Source organism: Pedobacter sp. KH_004 (assembly GCF_057840755.1).
In genome coordinates, this window is record NZ_CM174519.1 from 1,449,925 (window position 1) to 1,465,129 (window position 15,205).

Below are 15,205 nucleotides of genomic sequence, written 5' to 3' on the forward strand. Positions count from 1 at the left end.
AAAGATACCGCTTATGAAGTACACATTTGAAGAACTACCGCAGGCCATTAGCGTACTGCACGAAAAGGTAGATTGTATTAAAGACCTGTTGCTGGAAAACAGGTTGCAAAATTCCCAACGTCCCCGAGACGATTTATTGAACATCAAACAGGCTGCCGAATTTCTCAGCCTGTCCGTATCCACCCTTTACACCAAAGTGAGCCGGAAGGAAATCCCCGTGAACAAGCGGGGCAAAAGACTTTATTTCTCCACGGTGGAACTGTCAGAATGGGTAAGATCCGGAAGGAAGAAAACCTCGGAAGAAATAAATTCACCAACTAACGGTGTCATACCACCAACATAATAACTATATATCCATATAGCCAACTAGATATATCTGCATATAACAACATACACATATATCTACATAAAAAAGGTTTATGTGTAACAATAACCACTGGCACAGCATGATAATTCGGGACAGCCCAAAGGGTTCTGGCGCTTTCAGAGTGCGGTTATTGGCGGTAGAAAGGCGGTTCAGGCAGTCAGCCCCTTTTCGGGGGCTGAGCAAGCGGAAGTTGGGCAGAGCCCTACTTGCTTGCCCCTGCGCTATCGCGACAGGGGTTTTAAGTATCCTCCAGGGATACTTTGAGGCTTTAAAAGCCTCTGAGAATAATTAAATAGTATACTTCTAAGTATACTGGATTTATAGAGATAAAAATATATGAATCTGTGAATTCATATCTGAACAGAAACAGAAAGGAGTTAAATATGAAAATGGACATCATAACAATGGATGATTTACAGCAATTCAAAAGTGAAATGCTAAATGAAATGAAAACGATTTTAAGTACTAACAGCGGTGTATCAAACAAATCTTGGTTGAGAAGCATCGAAGTGCGCAAAATGCTGAATATTTCACCTGGAACACTACAGAATCTACGTATTAATGGCACTTTGCCATTTCGCAAAGTTGGCGGGACTATGTTTTACAGTAGAGAGCAGATTGAAAAAATGATGGAGGGAAAATGAGATGAAGGAAAATGAAAACCTATACCGAAATGCACTCAATAAGTACTTTGAGCATGCCTCAAGGCAGTCGCAGTTTTATCCAACACATTTAACCATATTAATGGCACTGGTGCATTATTGTAATCATCAGAAGCCTCTACTTCCATTTAATGTAAGCAGAAAAAAGCTTATGCGGTTTTCCAAAATAAAGTCCATTTCAACGTACCACAAAAACATTCGTGAGTTGAGAGAAAGTGGATTTATTAAGTATACACCCTCATGGCATCCAAAGCTTGGAAGCGAAGTAAAACTAAATATCGAATTAGAGAAAAACTTTTAGGGGAATGGCAATGGAGGATATTAATAGTAAATCAGTGCGTTACCCAAAAGCAACCGATGAAAAACTGGAAAAAATCTCGTTGAAATTGGGAAGACCAAAAAAACTGGTGGTTATGCAGATGGTTGATTATTTCTACCGTAGCAAAAAAGATCCCATTGATCTAAACGACGAACTGCTAAAAAAAGAACTCGCCAATGGAATCAATAGGGTTTTGTCATTTGTAAAACGGCAGGAAGGAGATTTTTTGCTACCCATCTTTACTGATACCGCAGGCTTAACGATTATCGCAAAAGAACACACCACTTATTTCAAGGCTATTGGTCAGTACCTAGCGAATAACGAAGAAAATACAAAGGAACTGGCGAAACGTATGGTGTCGTTGGATCAGGCCATTGTCAAGACCCAGAAATATTTGGATGAAAAATCAGTACTAAAACTCCGATTTAAAAAGATACTTGAATACTACATCAATCAAAGGGAAAACTTAGGTTGGCCTGTATCAAATGCAAAGAAAGAAGAATTGCAGTTACACGTAAGGCAGTCACTCGAAAATATATAATTCAATGTTCATCAACATTACAGCATCAGAAACTGGAAATAACAAAGGTAGCAGTGGGGCATTGGTCAATTATCTTGAAAAAGAGAACCAATTGCAGATTGAAAAAGGTAGAGGTCTTTTTCAGGAAAACTGGTTTAATGGTATAGGCAACGAAATCAGCAGGCAGGAAGTGAGGATAAGGATTGACAGGAATATCGCCAAGCTCGGCCGAAATGATAGCAAGTTTTTTCTAATCAATATTAGTCCAAGCCAAAAGGAACTGGCGCACCTGTACGAAATGTGCGGGGAGAAGGGTACAAAGGAAAAACTAAAGGATTTTGCGGTGAAGGTGATGGATGAGTATGCCAAGAACTTTAAAAGACCTGGCATTAACAGCCATCAAGATTTGCTCTGGTACGGCAAGCACGAAAACTACCGTTATTACAAACATACTGACAAAGAAGTAAAGGAAGGTATAAGGCAAAATGGCGAACGTAAGAAGGGAAAACAAGACCATATTCAGATCATCGTCAGTCGTAAGGATATTACCAATAAAATCAAGCTTAGTCCACAGAATACGTCCAAAGGAAAGAATAAGGAACATTCCGCAAAACTTGGCGAATTTAATCGTACCGCTTTCAAACAGTCTGGAGAATTACTTTTCGATAAAGCGTTTGGCTTCAACCGTGGATTAAAAGAGACCATTGCCTATTCAAGCACCATGAAAAATGGTACTGCTGAACAAAAAATACAGATTCAGACTTTGGATAACATGCAAAATCATCAGGGGAAATCTGATCAAATCATCAAGGAACTAGCTACAGGAGTTGCCGAAGGAACGTTTGAAAGTATTGAGCAGATGGTCAGTGCTACAAGTAAATTTTCTACTGATTTGCTCAGCATACTTATGGAACCCATTTACGTTACGCCACAATCATCTACTTTGCAAGGAAATAAAAAGAAAAAAAAGAAGAAAGGTATAGAGAAAGGTCGAGGTTTAAGCCGTTAAATGGGTATATAAAAAAATCAATAGTCTGTAAAAGAAGTTTAAATTAGCTTACCAAAGATTTATTAAGTCGCTTGTAGTTATTGAATATAAACCATAGCTTAGAAATCATTATCTACTCAAGCTCTATCAAAAATCATGAATATTTCACTTATTGTATTCTAGATAAAACGGCTAATTAAGGTTTTATTATTTACATATTACTATCAATTCATATCTAAAATTACGCAAAAAAAACATGAAATTACCAGTATCACACATCAATATCGATGATCATCAAAATCTCGTCTATGATTTATTGAATGATCCGGAAACAATCATTTTTATTGACACCAACATTATTGCGCTTTTATATAGGCTAAATAATAAATCGAGAGAAGAGCTTTTTAATTTTTTGAAACCTTTTATTGAACAAAATAAAGTCAAAGTTCCTAATTGGGTAGTAAATGAATATTCTAATAGATTCATACGTGAACAGATATTGGATTATTTATCACCACTTGGTTCGCTAAAAACAATCACCAAAGAATACAATAATATTTTTGACTTTTTAAACATGCATATTGATGAAGAGGTGTTAGATGGTGATAGAAGGAATACATATTCAGACATTAATGAATTAAAATCGGATATAAATGAATTAAAAAATATTTTCACGAAAATTAGTTTCATTTCAAAAAACAAAAGTGCTGATTACGTACATAAAATTCATTCAAATATTGAAACGATACTTAATACTTGTCATATTGAGTCTGATTTAGGCGCAATATTATCCGAAATTTCATTATCAGCAAATTTCAGGTATAATCATAAACTTCCTCCTGGATTCCAAGATTCTACTAAAGATCTAAATGAATTTGGAGACTTGATAATTTGGAAAGAAATTTTAATACATTCTCAGAATAATAACAATAAAAAAGTTTTATTTCTTACAAATGATGCAAAAAAAGATTGGGTGTATGCTCCAATTAAAATTACAGAAAATGGCAGAATTAAAAATAATTCGGAACCGAAGTATAAAATAATAGACCCAAGGTTAGTTCATGAATTTCGCATAAGTACGGCTTCAGATGATATTGAAATCATTTCTTTCGACAATTTCATTAAATTGTTAATTCAAAAACACCCAGGAAACTTTATTGAATTAGGCAGATCTCTTCAGCTAATTAATAATCTTGATAATCCCCAAGAACAAACTAACAATACAGATTCAGAAAATAGCCCGCTATCTGAATTACCAATTGTAGAAACTTCTGAAATTGTTATTAATCCAGAGATAGTTGATAGTGCGGATTCTTTTAACTTAGACGATACAGCATTTGCAGATAAATACATTGATTTATCTAATGAGGATGATCTACTATCTAGAACAATTATAGGATTAAAATCATATAATTGGTATACACAAAACCCAACGATAGACAATTTTATAGAAGAAGTGAATAATTATGCTTTTAATAAAAGTGTAGAAGAACAAAATAAATTGTTCGTTATTGGTCGAAATATTTACCAAGCAGCGTGCGGAAGTTCTGCTAGTGCTATAAGACTACTATCTGATAATTTAAACCAGTTCATTCAGAGAAAGAATGATTACTTAATTAATTTGGTTATTGCAGGGATGGTATATGAGATTTATTTTAACTCAGAAAATCTATTTAGAGAAAATAGATTGAAATCACAATTTATAAACGAGTTACATATAATAGATAGCAATCCAAGGTTAATGATTGCAAGAGGTTTCATTATCGAAAAGCTGTTGCCATATAACAAGAATTTAATTTATATACCTTTTTCAAACGTACAAATTCAGATGGAGGTTGTTATTTCGGAAAATTTAATCGAAGTCGAAGACTGGTTAGATGGAAAGGTTCTTTTCAATAAAATAGAAAAAATTACATATAATGAGCTTGAATTGTTAACAGATGATTCTGCTAATAGAATTGAAATTTATCAAGCTGAATTCACAAAATTCGGAATTAAAGATCTTATATGTACTAGCTATGGAATTCCTTCAAATAAGCTTGATTTAGTATATCATAATTTTCACGACAATTATAAATTGATCTTCCGAGGACTTTATTTAAAGAAAAAACTAGATATAATAAATGATTAGCAAAAATGACAAGTAAATATATGATTGAAGATATGTGAAATATACAAATATAAAGAGGTGGTTTTATTATAAAACCACCTCTTTATATTTTTGTAAACCAAATAAAAATATTACCGATTTCCTTTTTTGAGAAGCTCTACCTTTTCCCGTTCACTCTGAAGTAAACGTTCGTAGAGTTCTACTACTTTGTCTAGCGGATTGTAATGACATTGGTAATTATACTGGTATGCCGATGCGTTATCATGCATATTTTGAATGTGGAAGATAAGAACCTCTTCACTGAAATTTTTTATTGCTTCAGCGCTCACACCTAATACACCCGCAATCTTTTCCAACATTGCATCTTCAACTTCTTCACTTTGCTCTATCTTGGAAATGGTCTGCTGGCTTACACCAAGTTCGATAGCAAGAAAATCCTGCTTAATACCACGAATTTCCCTGATACGGCTGATCTTTCTGCCGAGATGCACTTTGTTAGATTTTGTAGGCGTTTCCATAAAGCAAATATAATAAATTCCTAAGATAGTAATGAACCAATGTACAGTGGTAAGATACCAGCTTTATTGGTAGGTTACAGCAATACATGTCTGCAAATTTAATCTGTCAACTAAAAATAGAGAGATTATGGAAGCACAATTCAAAACATCTGGGCAAGGCCAGAATGAAAATTTATCGGCCTTTATTAAAAAGCTGGTTCAAAAGTTTGAACCTGAGCAGATCTACCGGTTTGGTAAGATAATGGATTTTAATAGCCGAGACGGCTGTTTTATCAATAACAGACGAGAAGAAACCTATCATCATTTTTTATTGATGGTTACCAAAAGTGCCACCAGAATTGAGCATCAGGTACAGGACTTTTCAAACCACAGCTACTACTGCGGAAAGGTTACCATATTGGTTCACGGAAGGGATGCCATCCAAGAGGCGATAAGAGCAAACAGCAGGTTTTTTATCACGGTTTTAAACAGTGGACGATTGATCTACAATAAGGATGGAATGTTGCAAACTGATGGAGTTGCAGATTATATCCCAACCCAAGCATCGGTAAAAGCTCAAAAACATTATAACCACCGCCTGCCATTGGCTACAGGCTTTTTCGCCAGTGCAAAGGAATGCCTTGCCAACCAGCATTATCATCTCAGCGCATTTATGGCGCATCAGGTAGTTGAACAATGCGGAATAGCCCTGATACGGGTTCATTTGGCCTACCGTTGCGACATACATAATATTTATAGGCAATTGAGTATCTGCGATAGCTTTTCATCCGCTCCTTCCAAACTTTTACTCTCAGGCAAAAAAGACGATAAACGGCTCATGGAGATCATGGTCAAAAGTTATTCGTCCGCACGCTATAAGGACGATTTCAAAGTATGCCAAGCCGATGCGGAACAGCTTGTCTCAAAGGCATTCAAGTTTATCAAACTTACAGAAGTCCTCTGTAAGCAGAAGATAGAAAAACTTGCATTGGAGGCAGTTGCCTATAGGCAAAGCAAAAAAGAAAGTGAGGCCGAAAATGGTTAGCAATTATCATATAGCCGAAGAAAAATTTTTTCGCTTACCATTAAAGGATGGGACAAGGGCACTGACGGTTGATACCCTGAACAGATATTCGGATTTCAGACGGCCAAGACGCCCTTATCTACGGATAAAGCGTCGGAAGATTTCATTTTCCAATGAGCTTTTAACTATCGGGTTAACTCTTGACAGCGAGGATGAAGAAAAGGTCTACATTAAAGTAATGGCAAGTGAACTTTTAGTTTGCTGTAGTGTGGACACAACTGATAGCTACCTGAGCAGATATGCCTACTTTGCGCTGTATGATATGATGTCCATCTATAACGAAGTTGATTTTGAGGATTATTATTGGCCAGGATTTTTTGATGGGAATGGAAATAGCAAATATCTGAGGATAAAGCTTTATGGAGGCTATTTGACCATCCAGCCAAAATTGCGTTACAAAGGAATGTTTAAACCAAGCCAATTGCTTCCATTGGATATTAGCCGTATTGGGAAAAGAGAATCTACAGGCGTAGTTATACCCGAAAGACCTCAAAAAGATGCGCAGGATATAATTGGCTTCTGTTTGGCTTATACAAGTTTGGAAAAATGGCACAGCAACCATTTTCCATTCCTTGTTCCATATACTGGGATTTTAAACAAACGCTTGGATTCGGTCAAGGGCTTTAAAAAATATGTATTGGGGAGTGCCGATCTTCCTGATAGAGAAATCGACAATCTTCAGCAGGAACTCATTGATATCTGTTTTGAAATGAAGAAGATTGCCCTAGTCAAATACCGTGAATTCCGTGATGATGAATTGGCGGAAGAACATAAGAGGAAAAGCAATAGGGATAATTTTTGCGAACTGCTTGAACTTTGGCATCAGGCACTGCCATTGCTTGCGGGAAGCACCTTTACACATCGCCGATTTACATACGGTATGCGGAACATAAAAGGGAAACCGCTTAAGCAGGACATGAGCGCATGTGTTTTTAGTAGTGAGGTTCCAGAAATCTGTTTCCTGTGGAAAGACAGGGGAGATTACTTCAAGCTTGAACTAAGGTTTATGGTTAAGGGAGTAATGTACGAGGTTTCGAGTTTTTATTGTACGTCTTTTTTCATTTCCGCAGGGGGGCACCAGAAGATATTCTACTTATTGCAGTCGGTAACAGAATGCGACCTGATTGCTTTTTTCAGTAGGAGAAGTTTTCAGTTGCTGATGCTTAAGCCACATTACGAGCTTTACTGTAGAGAATTTGTTGCCAGTTTGAGAAAAATATTCAGGTTTTATAATAGATGAAAAATTATGGAAGAGATAATGAAAGTGCTGAACTATCAGCCAGCCGATATTTATGACAGCGACCTTGAAGATCCCTTATCGGGAATAAGCTACTTTTTTGTAAACCATCCTTTGCATGAATCAAGGGCTATGCTATGGAAACTTTACGAAGGCTGGACGTATCTTGCTTCTGAATCTCCCGATGGAGAAGAGCTGAAGGATATGATATTTTTCTATAACCAAATGGTCGAACTGCTGAATCTCTGCTATATATTTAAGGAGAAGGCATCAAAAGACAACAAATGAATAATTTAGGTACTTGTTCCACTCAACTTTTTGTTGCACAAATTACTGAACAATCCATTTCCGACAAGGCCATGCCCTGCGGCTTTGCTGGAAAAAAATCTTCCCTGCCAGCAGAGCTGGCGAGGTATTTTTTTTCGCAAAGCCTTGTCTTGAAAATGGATTGTGTTCAGGAGCGGTGTTTACCAAAAAGATTGGAGTGGTGCATTCGCCAACTTAGCGACCCATTCCTCTGCCTCGCTCATTTTTGTTGTCGTTCCTTGTTTCTTTCAGTTTATTGTTCAGCGCTTTGATTTCCTGAATACGGGTGTATTCCCGTACTGCTTTTACTATACTGCCCTGAACATCCTGCCACTTTAATTTTCCATCCATCAGTTTTACTGGAACGTTGAAGTCGATATCATTATGGTACATTAAAGACGACTTGGCGGTGTTAGGATCTACATTTGGATATTTTTGGCAGTAGAAACCAATGATTTCATCCAATGGCATTTCCTTTAAAAGGTAGTGTATATCGATAAAATCCTTGATTCGCTGTCCGCTATTAACGATTGCGTTTATCTTCATGGCCGATATGTCCTGATTGGACATCATCCTAATCCCCTCTATATTTTCGATAGGTCTGATGGATGGATACTTGTGCGAAATAAAATCAAAATCCACTTCGCCAATACTTCCACTGACATAATTTTCCTTGTGGCGTTTTACGTCTGCACCGTATTTATTTCGTAAGTGTTCGGCCAGTTCGTTTCCATCAAAATCCGAAGAGCTGAACAAATCAATGTCTATGGATTCCCTGTGCCCAATCCTCAGCGATAGTGCTGTACCGCCTACGAGGTAAAAAGAATTGAGCTGATTGTCTTTCATCAAAGCCTGGATTAGATCCAGTGTCCCTGGTTTAACTGTTTCTTTGTGTAACATCTGAGTTTTTCTTTACTCAACTGAAAATATTCGCAAACGGCTTCCATGGTCATATCGGAAAGATAGGTAATGTCATTTTTAAGAGCGTTTACCACATTTTCCATTCCGTAAAACCTGATCATCTCCTCCCAATCCTTGGGGTTGCCTTTATCAAGCACCCGTTCCATTACGGTTCTATAACTTCTGTTCCAGTCAAGTTTGTCAAAATCAAAGTCCCAGAACAATACCTTGGGCAGGTCGGGTCTTCTAACTTTTTGTATCAGGGGCTGTCTTTCGATTTTGATTTCGTCATTTTCGAATGGAACCTTCTTTTTGGAAAGATAGTTGTTCAATGTATGATAGTTATAAGCGGGGTAGCTGTCGCAAAATCCCTTCAGACTTGAAAACACGTCGATGTCCGTACTGGCAAATCTCTTCCAGTGCACAACGATTACTCTTTTATTCAATTCCTTTAACATCATACAAACTTAACCAAAACAGAAGTTAATGCCTAATATTTTTAAATATTTGTCAATTAACGGTTGTTTGTCTAATTATATTTATCATTTAGAAGCGCCATATCTGCACTTACCTTGATATCCAAGACCTTTGCATATATCTGTGTAGTCCTGATATTTGTATGCCCAAGCATCTTCGATACGCTTTCCATTGGCACCCCATTAAGAAGGGTAACGGTGGTAGCGAATGTGTGCCTCGCAATATGTGAGCTTAAGGGCTTATCAATTCCGCATACAGTAGCGATTTCTTTCAAATACTCGTTCATCTTCTGGTTGCTGGAAACTGGTAATGCCCGATCTTTTGTGACGCAATAAGGATGATCGCTATATCTTTCTAAAACTACCATTGCAGGTAATAATAGGGGGACAGCAGACCGGGTTCCCGTCTTGGTTCTATTTACATAAACCCATTTTTTGCCATCCACTCCAGTTTTAATATTAGATAAGCGTAATTTTTCTATGTCAGAATAGGCAAGACCTGTAAAACAGCAGAAGATAAAGACATCACGTACCTGACCTAACCGCTCAGTTAAAAACTGCTTTTCAGAAATTTTTGTTAACTCATCCTCTGTGAGAAACGACCGCTCTACATTCTTGCTTCTTAGTTTGTATCCAAGCATTGGATCTCTGTCGATCCATTTCAAGCTCATTGAAATGCGTAAAATCTTTCCAAGGCTTTTCAGATATCTTACTGTGGTGTTGTTAGCGCAACCATTAACTGATCTCAGGAAAAAATCAAAGTCTCTTATAAATGCGTGGTCAATGTCTTTGATATTAATATCTGTTAGTTGGTATTTCTCATTCATGAAAGCGGTTAGGTGTCTTTCCAAGACCTGAAAGCGCTTCAAGGTACCGATGGCATATTCCTTTCCTACCAAAGCCTTCATTTTTTCGTTATGAATTTTGACGCCTTCTATCAAAGTATGTTTCCGTACTTCCCGCCCGATAAATCTGCACTTAATGCTTTCGGAGGTAATGACTTCGCCAGCATCAAAAAGATCCCTGTGAACTTGATAAATCATTGACTGGAGATTGTCCAAAAAAGCGTTAAAGCTTCTTACATCTTCTTTTTTTCCATCCTGTCTACCAGATTTGGTATTCCACTTTAAAGGATCGCATTCAAGCCCGCTGGTCATTTCTGATCTTTTTCCGCCAACAGTTATTCTTAAATAAACTGGGACATTGCCGCCACAATAGTTTTTCTGCTTTTTAAGATAAAAAAGCAGGCTAAAATTAGTTTTCATATAAACTGAATTAAGGTTAACAAAATTAGCCTCGCAGTCTGAAAACGTCAAGATGTTCGATGGTCGAACATCTTGTTAAACAAGTGGTTGTAAATAATTCGGTGAGTTCTTTAAGTACCTAAATTACTCACCGAATTACACACTTTTAATATGAGAATAGGTGAGTATTTTGATTTTTCCGTTAAAACAAAAAAGCTTGCAATCATTTGATTTGCAAGCTTTTACGTAGTTTTGATACCATCTTCTGTGATCCCGCTGGGATTCGAACCCAGGACCACTACATTAAAAGTGTAATGCTCTACCAGCTGAGCTACGGAATCATTTCCTTTTGTTTAAGGAGGTGCAAATATAGAGATAAAAATTAATTGAACAAATATTTTTAAATAATTATTAATGCTTTCAGTGAAGCGTTAAAAAATTGTTAAGCCAACTGACTGATTTTGAATTTCGTAAGCTTACATAGTGTGTGAAAAATTTTTCAAAATTATTTTATAGTCTTTGGTATAAAGTTCAAAAAAGATTGAAATTGTGCCTTGTGCTTGTTTTTATCTAACTTGAAATAAAATGCACCACGCCTCGAATTTGATTTGTCTTTCTCGGTTTGTTTAATTAGCAGTCCGCTGGCGGTAATTTTACGAATGAAGTTGCGGTTATCAATCGGTGAGTCGTAAACCTGCTCGTATAGTGCTTGTAACTGCGGGATAGTAAATTTCTTTGGCAGCAGTTCAAACAAAATAGGGTGCAGTGCTGCCTGGTAACGGATCTTGGCCATAGCAGCCTTAACCATTTCGTTATGGTCGAAAATCAGTTCGGGTACTTCTTTTATCTTAAACCATTCTGCATGGTATTGATCGTTGATCTGTTTGTTATATTTATTAATATCAATCAAAGCAAAGTAAACAACCGAAATGGTGCGTTCAATGGGGTCACGGTCTGGGCGACCATAGGAGTGGAGCTGCTCCAGATAAACATCATGCAAGCCTGTTAATTCTAAAAGAATCCTTTTTGCAGCGCCATCTAAATCTTCGGTGTCGCCGATAAAACCACCCATTAAACTCCACTGATCTTTGACCGGTTCAATCGCCCTTTTAATTACTAATAGTTTAAGTTGATCACCATCGTAACCAAAAATAATGCAATCTACAGCAACAAGGACAGGTTTTTGATTTAAATATTTTCCCATTAAAAAAGAGAGTTTAGTTTTTCGTCGTTATAATCACTAATATAGCCTAAGATGTTCGGGTATCCATCAAATTCCTCGATGCTGTGGGTGGTAGTGAGCACGATGCATTTCATTCCAGCATTTAATGCTGATTCAACGCCTTTCGGCGCATCTTCAAAAACCAAACAATCTTGCGGTGAAATATTTAATGCTGCTGCGGCCTTTAAAAATGTTTCAGGATCTGGCTTGCTAATTTCGACGTCATCTGCACTCACTATCGCATTAAGGTAATTACGAATGTTTAATCCATCAACAACGAAGTCGATATTAAACGGAATTGCTGCAGAACCAATGGCCATCGCGATATTTTTTTGCCTGGTCAAATCTAAAAACTTGTCTAATCCGGAAATTAAAGCCAGGTGCGGAAAATAGCCTTCCTGATATTTTTTCTCCTTATCCATAGAAAGCTTTTCTATTTCTGATGGAGAAAATTTATTGCGACCAAATACCCGCTCTAAAACTTCGTGGTTTTTGCCATACATCTCCTGCTTAACGGTTTCGTAATCTAAATTTGCACCTAAATCTTCGTTCATAATGGAATGCCAGGCCATGGTGTGATATTGCATATCGTTGATCATGGTGCCATTCAAATCAAACAGAAATGCTTTAGGTTTGAAGTCGAAATTCTGCATAAGCCGCTAAATTATGTGAAATTTTTAGATGTGAGCTAATCCAATCAATATTACCTTAAATTTAATTGATAATCGTTGTAATAACGTTAATTTATTTTTCATACTTTAGCCTTAACCAAAATAAATCTTATGAAACGAATTTTTTTAAAAGGCCTTCCAATTGCAGCAATTTGCTTAGCGGCCACATTATATTCCTGCAATCCAAAAAGTGAAAAAAAGGATGAAGCAAGCGTTAAGGCTGATTCATCAAAATATAATACCACACTTGATGGCAAGGAAGTGAATCTTTTTACCTTAAAGAATAAGCAAGGTGCAGTGGTTACAATTTCCAATTATGGTGGTCGAATCGTATCACTTAAGGTGCCTGATAAGGATAACAAACTTACCGATGTAGTTTTGGGATATGATAGCATCGGAGCCTATCGCAAAAAAGGAGAGCCTTTTTTCGGTGCTTTAATCGGTAGATATGGTAACAGAATTGCTAAGGGAAAATTTACCCTTGAAGGCAAGGAGTATCAACTTCAGTTAAATGATGGGGTAAACACTTTACATGGTGGAACAGATGGTTTCTTTTCAAAAGTGTGGGAAGCCAAGCAGTTAGACGGACAGAAATTAGAACTTAATTACATTTCTAAAGATGGCGAGGCGGGTTATCCTGGAAAGCTTGATGTGAAAGTTGTTTACAGCCTAACGGAAGATAATTCATTAACAATTGATTATACTGCTACCACAGATAAAGCAACGGTGGTAAACTTAACTAACCATGCCTACTTCAATTTAAGTGGTGAAGGAGATAAAACGATTTTAGATCATGAGTTAATGATTGCTGCTGATGCGTATACCCCAGTTGATTCAACCTTGATTCCTACAGGTAAGTTACAGCTAGTTAAAGGCACTGCTTTTGATTTTAATACCGCCAAAGCCATAGGCAAATCAATTGATGAAAATGACCAGCAATTAAAGTACGGTAAAGGCTACGATCATAATTTCGCACTTAAAGCAAATGATGGCAAAACTGCTGTTGCAAAGGTTAAAAGTCCATCGACAGGAATTATATTAGAAGTTTTTACAACTGAGCCTGGATTACAGTTTTACAGCGGGAACTTTTTAACAGGTGCAGATAAAGATGGTAAAGGTGGAAAATCGTATCCTCACCGTTCGGCCTTTTGCCTGGAAACGCAACATTTTCCAGATGCACCGAATCACCCGAACTTTGCTTCAACGGTGTTAAAACCTGGTGAAACTTACAAAACCAGCTCTACTTATAAGTTTTCTAAATAAGGTCAAAGCTTTTATAAGAAGCGCAATGGAGTGAATTGAAATCTGCATTTAAAGAAAAAGCAAGACTGATTGGCCTTGCTTTTTTATTTTATTATTCAATCTAAGTCCGAAAAGTTTTCTTCAGGAATCTTAATGTTGTAGTAACCGATCAGGAAACTGAGTGATTTTCTCAATCGTTAACTGTTGCATAATCTGATACAAATGCGTTTTGAACATGTTGACGGTGTGATCACCACCTTCGTTGCCCAATGCACCTACGCCATACATAAAAGGGCGGCCCATAAAATTAAATTCCGAACCTACGGCATGTGCCCTTGCTAAATCTACACCTGAACGAATACCTCCGTCCATCATAATTTTAAGCTTTGATTTGTATGCCGGATTAGCGGCGAGTTTGATTAACGAATTGATAGAGGATTCGCCTGCATCAATTTGTCTGCCGCCATGGTTAGATACAATTACGCCATCTACACCAATTTGAATCGCTGCCTGCATATCTTCATCGGTAGCAATTCCTTTAAGTACCAAAGGGCCTTTCCAAATCTCGCGGATAGCCGAAACTTTTTCGATATCAACTTTTCCGGTGAAGGTTTTGTTCATGAATTGCCCCAACTGCGACATATCCATGCCTTTTCCCATATAAGGTTTTAATGTTGCGAAAGAAGGAATGCCATGTTGCAGCGTTTTTATTCCCCATAGTGGACGGGCAAAAGCTTGCAGAATATTATTGACAGACATTTTTGGTGGGATAGAAAGTCCACTCTTGATCTCTTTGTATCGTAAACCAAAAGCCGGTACATCAACTAAAACGACCAGAACCGGGCACTCTACTGCTTTTAATCGTTTAAGGATATCATCTCTTAGGCTATTTTCTGTCGGATGATATAATTGGAACCAGGCTTTTCCATCCGATACTTCAGCAATACGTTCGATGCTGCTCGTAGATACCGTACTGAGCGTATATGGGATATCTGCTTTTGCTGCGGCCCTCGCTAAAATTTCTGGTGCGTTTGGCCACATTAAACCTTGCAAACCAATCGGAGAAATTCCAAACGGTGCACTATAACGGCGACCGAAAAGTTCGACAGACATGTCAATATCACCACCCACTTTTAAGTAGTTTGGTTTTAAATAAATGTCATCAAAATCGTTTTCGTTTCTAATGAGGTTGAGTCCTTCATTGCAACCCCCTTCTAGATAGTCGAAAGCAAACTTTGGAATTCTTGACTTCGCCTTAACTCTTAAATCGGCAATGGAGGGATATTGTGGATTATAAGGGAATGTGATCTTTTTACTCATATTAATTTGTTCATTATCTATTATTTGGTTCTAGAGGCGA

16 protein-coding genes and 1 tRNA gene are annotated in these 15,205 nt (G+C 37.3%); 9 read left to right on the plus strand and 8 right to left on the minus strand.

Annotated features, from left to right (window positions below):
* The first annotated feature begins 13 nt into the window (after positions 1-13).
* From AC3ITD_RS06210 to AC3ITD_RS06230, 5 genes are all read left to right on the plus strand, one after another.
* Complete coding sequence (locus AC3ITD_RS06210; RefSeq protein WP_489364972.1) at positions 14-343, plus strand: helix-turn-helix domain-containing protein; 330 nt, start codon at positions 14-16, stop codon at positions 341-343.
* A gap of 413 nt (positions 344-756) precedes the next feature.
* Positions 757-1,011, plus strand: coding sequence for a helix-turn-helix domain-containing protein (locus tag AC3ITD_RS06215; RefSeq protein ID WP_489364974.1), 255 nt, complete (start codon positions 757-759; stop codon positions 1,009-1,011).
* Positions 1,012-1,334: 323 nt separating this feature from the next.
* On the plus strand, positions 1,335-1,889 hold the full coding sequence (locus AC3ITD_RS06220; protein ID WP_489364976.1) for a BfmA/BtgA family mobilization protein: 555 nt from the start codon (positions 1,335-1,337) through the stop codon (positions 1,887-1,889).
* 4 nt (positions 1,890-1,893) lie between these two features.
* On the plus strand, positions 1,894-2,877 hold the full coding sequence (locus AC3ITD_RS06225; RefSeq protein ID WP_489364978.1) for a DUF5712 family protein: 984 nt from the start codon (positions 1,894-1,896) through the stop codon (positions 2,875-2,877).
* A 235-nt stretch (positions 2,878-3,112) separates the two neighbouring features.
* Positions 3,113-4,987, plus strand: coding sequence for a PIN-like domain-containing protein (locus AC3ITD_RS06230; RefSeq protein ID WP_489364980.1), 1,875 nt, complete (start codon positions 3,113-3,115; stop codon positions 4,985-4,987).
* A 110-nt stretch (positions 4,988-5,097) separates the two neighbouring features.
* Here the strand turns inward: AC3ITD_RS06230 and AC3ITD_RS06235 are convergent, their stop codons facing one another.
* The gene (locus tag AC3ITD_RS06235; RefSeq protein WP_489364982.1) at positions 5,098-5,484 is read right to left on the minus strand and encodes a helix-turn-helix domain-containing protein; all 387 of its coding nucleotides are present in this window, start codon (positions 5,482-5,484) and stop codon (positions 5,098-5,100) included.
* Between the two features lie 127 nt (positions 5,485-5,611).
* Between AC3ITD_RS06235 and AC3ITD_RS06240 the strand changes: the two genes are divergently transcribed.
* Genes AC3ITD_RS06240 through AC3ITD_RS06250 form a run of 3 tightly spaced genes read left to right on the plus strand, consistent with a single transcriptional unit; the run spans position 5,612 to position 8,072 of the window.
* A complete protein-coding gene (locus tag AC3ITD_RS06240; protein ID WP_489364984.1) occupies positions 5,612-6,508 on the plus strand; it encodes a HEPN domain-containing protein in 897 nt (298 codons plus the stop codon).
* Positions 6,501-7,787, plus strand: a complete 1,287-nt coding sequence (locus AC3ITD_RS06245; protein WP_489364986.1) for a hypothetical protein — start codon at positions 6,501-6,503, stop codon at positions 7,785-7,787. Before AC3ITD_RS06240 ends, AC3ITD_RS06245 begins: the two co-directional genes overlap by 8 nt.
* A 6-nt stretch (positions 7,788-7,793) precedes the next feature.
* On the plus strand, positions 7,794-8,072 hold the full coding sequence (locus AC3ITD_RS06250; protein ID WP_489364988.1) for a hypothetical protein: 279 nt from the start codon (positions 7,794-7,796) through the stop codon (positions 8,070-8,072).
* Positions 8,073-8,285: 213 nt separating this feature from the next.
* On the opposite strand, the gene AC3ITD_RS06255 is transcribed toward AC3ITD_RS06250, so the two are convergent.
* The 6 genes from AC3ITD_RS06255 to AC3ITD_RS06280 all read right to left on the minus strand — a co-directional run bounded on the left by AC3ITD_RS06255 (position 8,286) and on the right by AC3ITD_RS06280 (position 12,585).
* The gene (locus AC3ITD_RS06255) at positions 8,286-8,990 is read right to left on the minus strand and encodes a nucleotidyl transferase AbiEii/AbiGii toxin family protein (protein WP_489364990.1); all 705 of its coding nucleotides are present in this window, start codon (positions 8,988-8,990) and stop codon (positions 8,286-8,288) included.
* On the minus strand, positions 8,948-9,451 hold the full coding sequence (locus AC3ITD_RS06260; RefSeq protein WP_489364992.1) for a DUF6922 domain-containing protein: 504 nt from the start codon (positions 9,449-9,451) through the stop codon (positions 8,948-8,950). The genes AC3ITD_RS06255 and AC3ITD_RS06260 overlap by 43 nt, the downstream gene beginning before the upstream one ends.
* Before the next feature lie 68 nt (positions 9,452-9,519).
* Positions 9,520-10,731, minus strand: coding sequence for a site-specific integrase (locus tag AC3ITD_RS06265; protein WP_489364994.1), 1,212 nt, complete (start codon positions 10,729-10,731; stop codon positions 9,520-9,522).
* A gap of 247 nt (positions 10,732-10,978) precedes the next feature.
* Positions 10,979-11,051 (minus strand) — tRNA-Lys (locus AC3ITD_RS06270).
* 164 nt (positions 11,052-11,215) lie between these two features.
* On the minus strand, positions 11,216-11,914 hold the full coding sequence (locus tag AC3ITD_RS06275; RefSeq protein ID WP_265801184.1) for an NUDIX hydrolase: 699 nt from the start codon (positions 11,912-11,914) through the stop codon (positions 11,216-11,218).
* Positions 11,914-12,585: an HAD family hydrolase gene (locus AC3ITD_RS06280; RefSeq protein WP_265801183.1), complete on the minus strand. Its 672-nt coding sequence runs from the start codon at positions 12,583-12,585 to the stop codon at positions 11,914-11,916. The genes AC3ITD_RS06275 and AC3ITD_RS06280 overlap by 1 nt, the downstream gene beginning before the upstream one ends.
* A gap of 129 nt (positions 12,586-12,714) precedes the next feature.
* Between AC3ITD_RS06280 and AC3ITD_RS06285 the strand changes: the two genes are divergently transcribed.
* On the plus strand, positions 12,715-13,866 hold the full coding sequence (locus tag AC3ITD_RS06285) for an aldose epimerase family protein (protein ID WP_489364997.1): 1,152 nt from the start codon (positions 12,715-12,717) through the stop codon (positions 13,864-13,866).
* A gap of 129 nt (positions 13,867-13,995) precedes the next feature.
* Here AC3ITD_RS06285 and AC3ITD_RS06290 read toward each other — a convergent pair whose 3' ends face one another.
* Positions 13,996-15,165: an alpha-hydroxy acid oxidase gene (locus tag AC3ITD_RS06290; protein ID WP_489364999.1), complete on the minus strand. Its 1,170-nt coding sequence runs from the start codon at positions 15,163-15,165 to the stop codon at positions 13,996-13,998.
* Positions 15,166-15,205 lie beyond the last annotated feature (40 nt).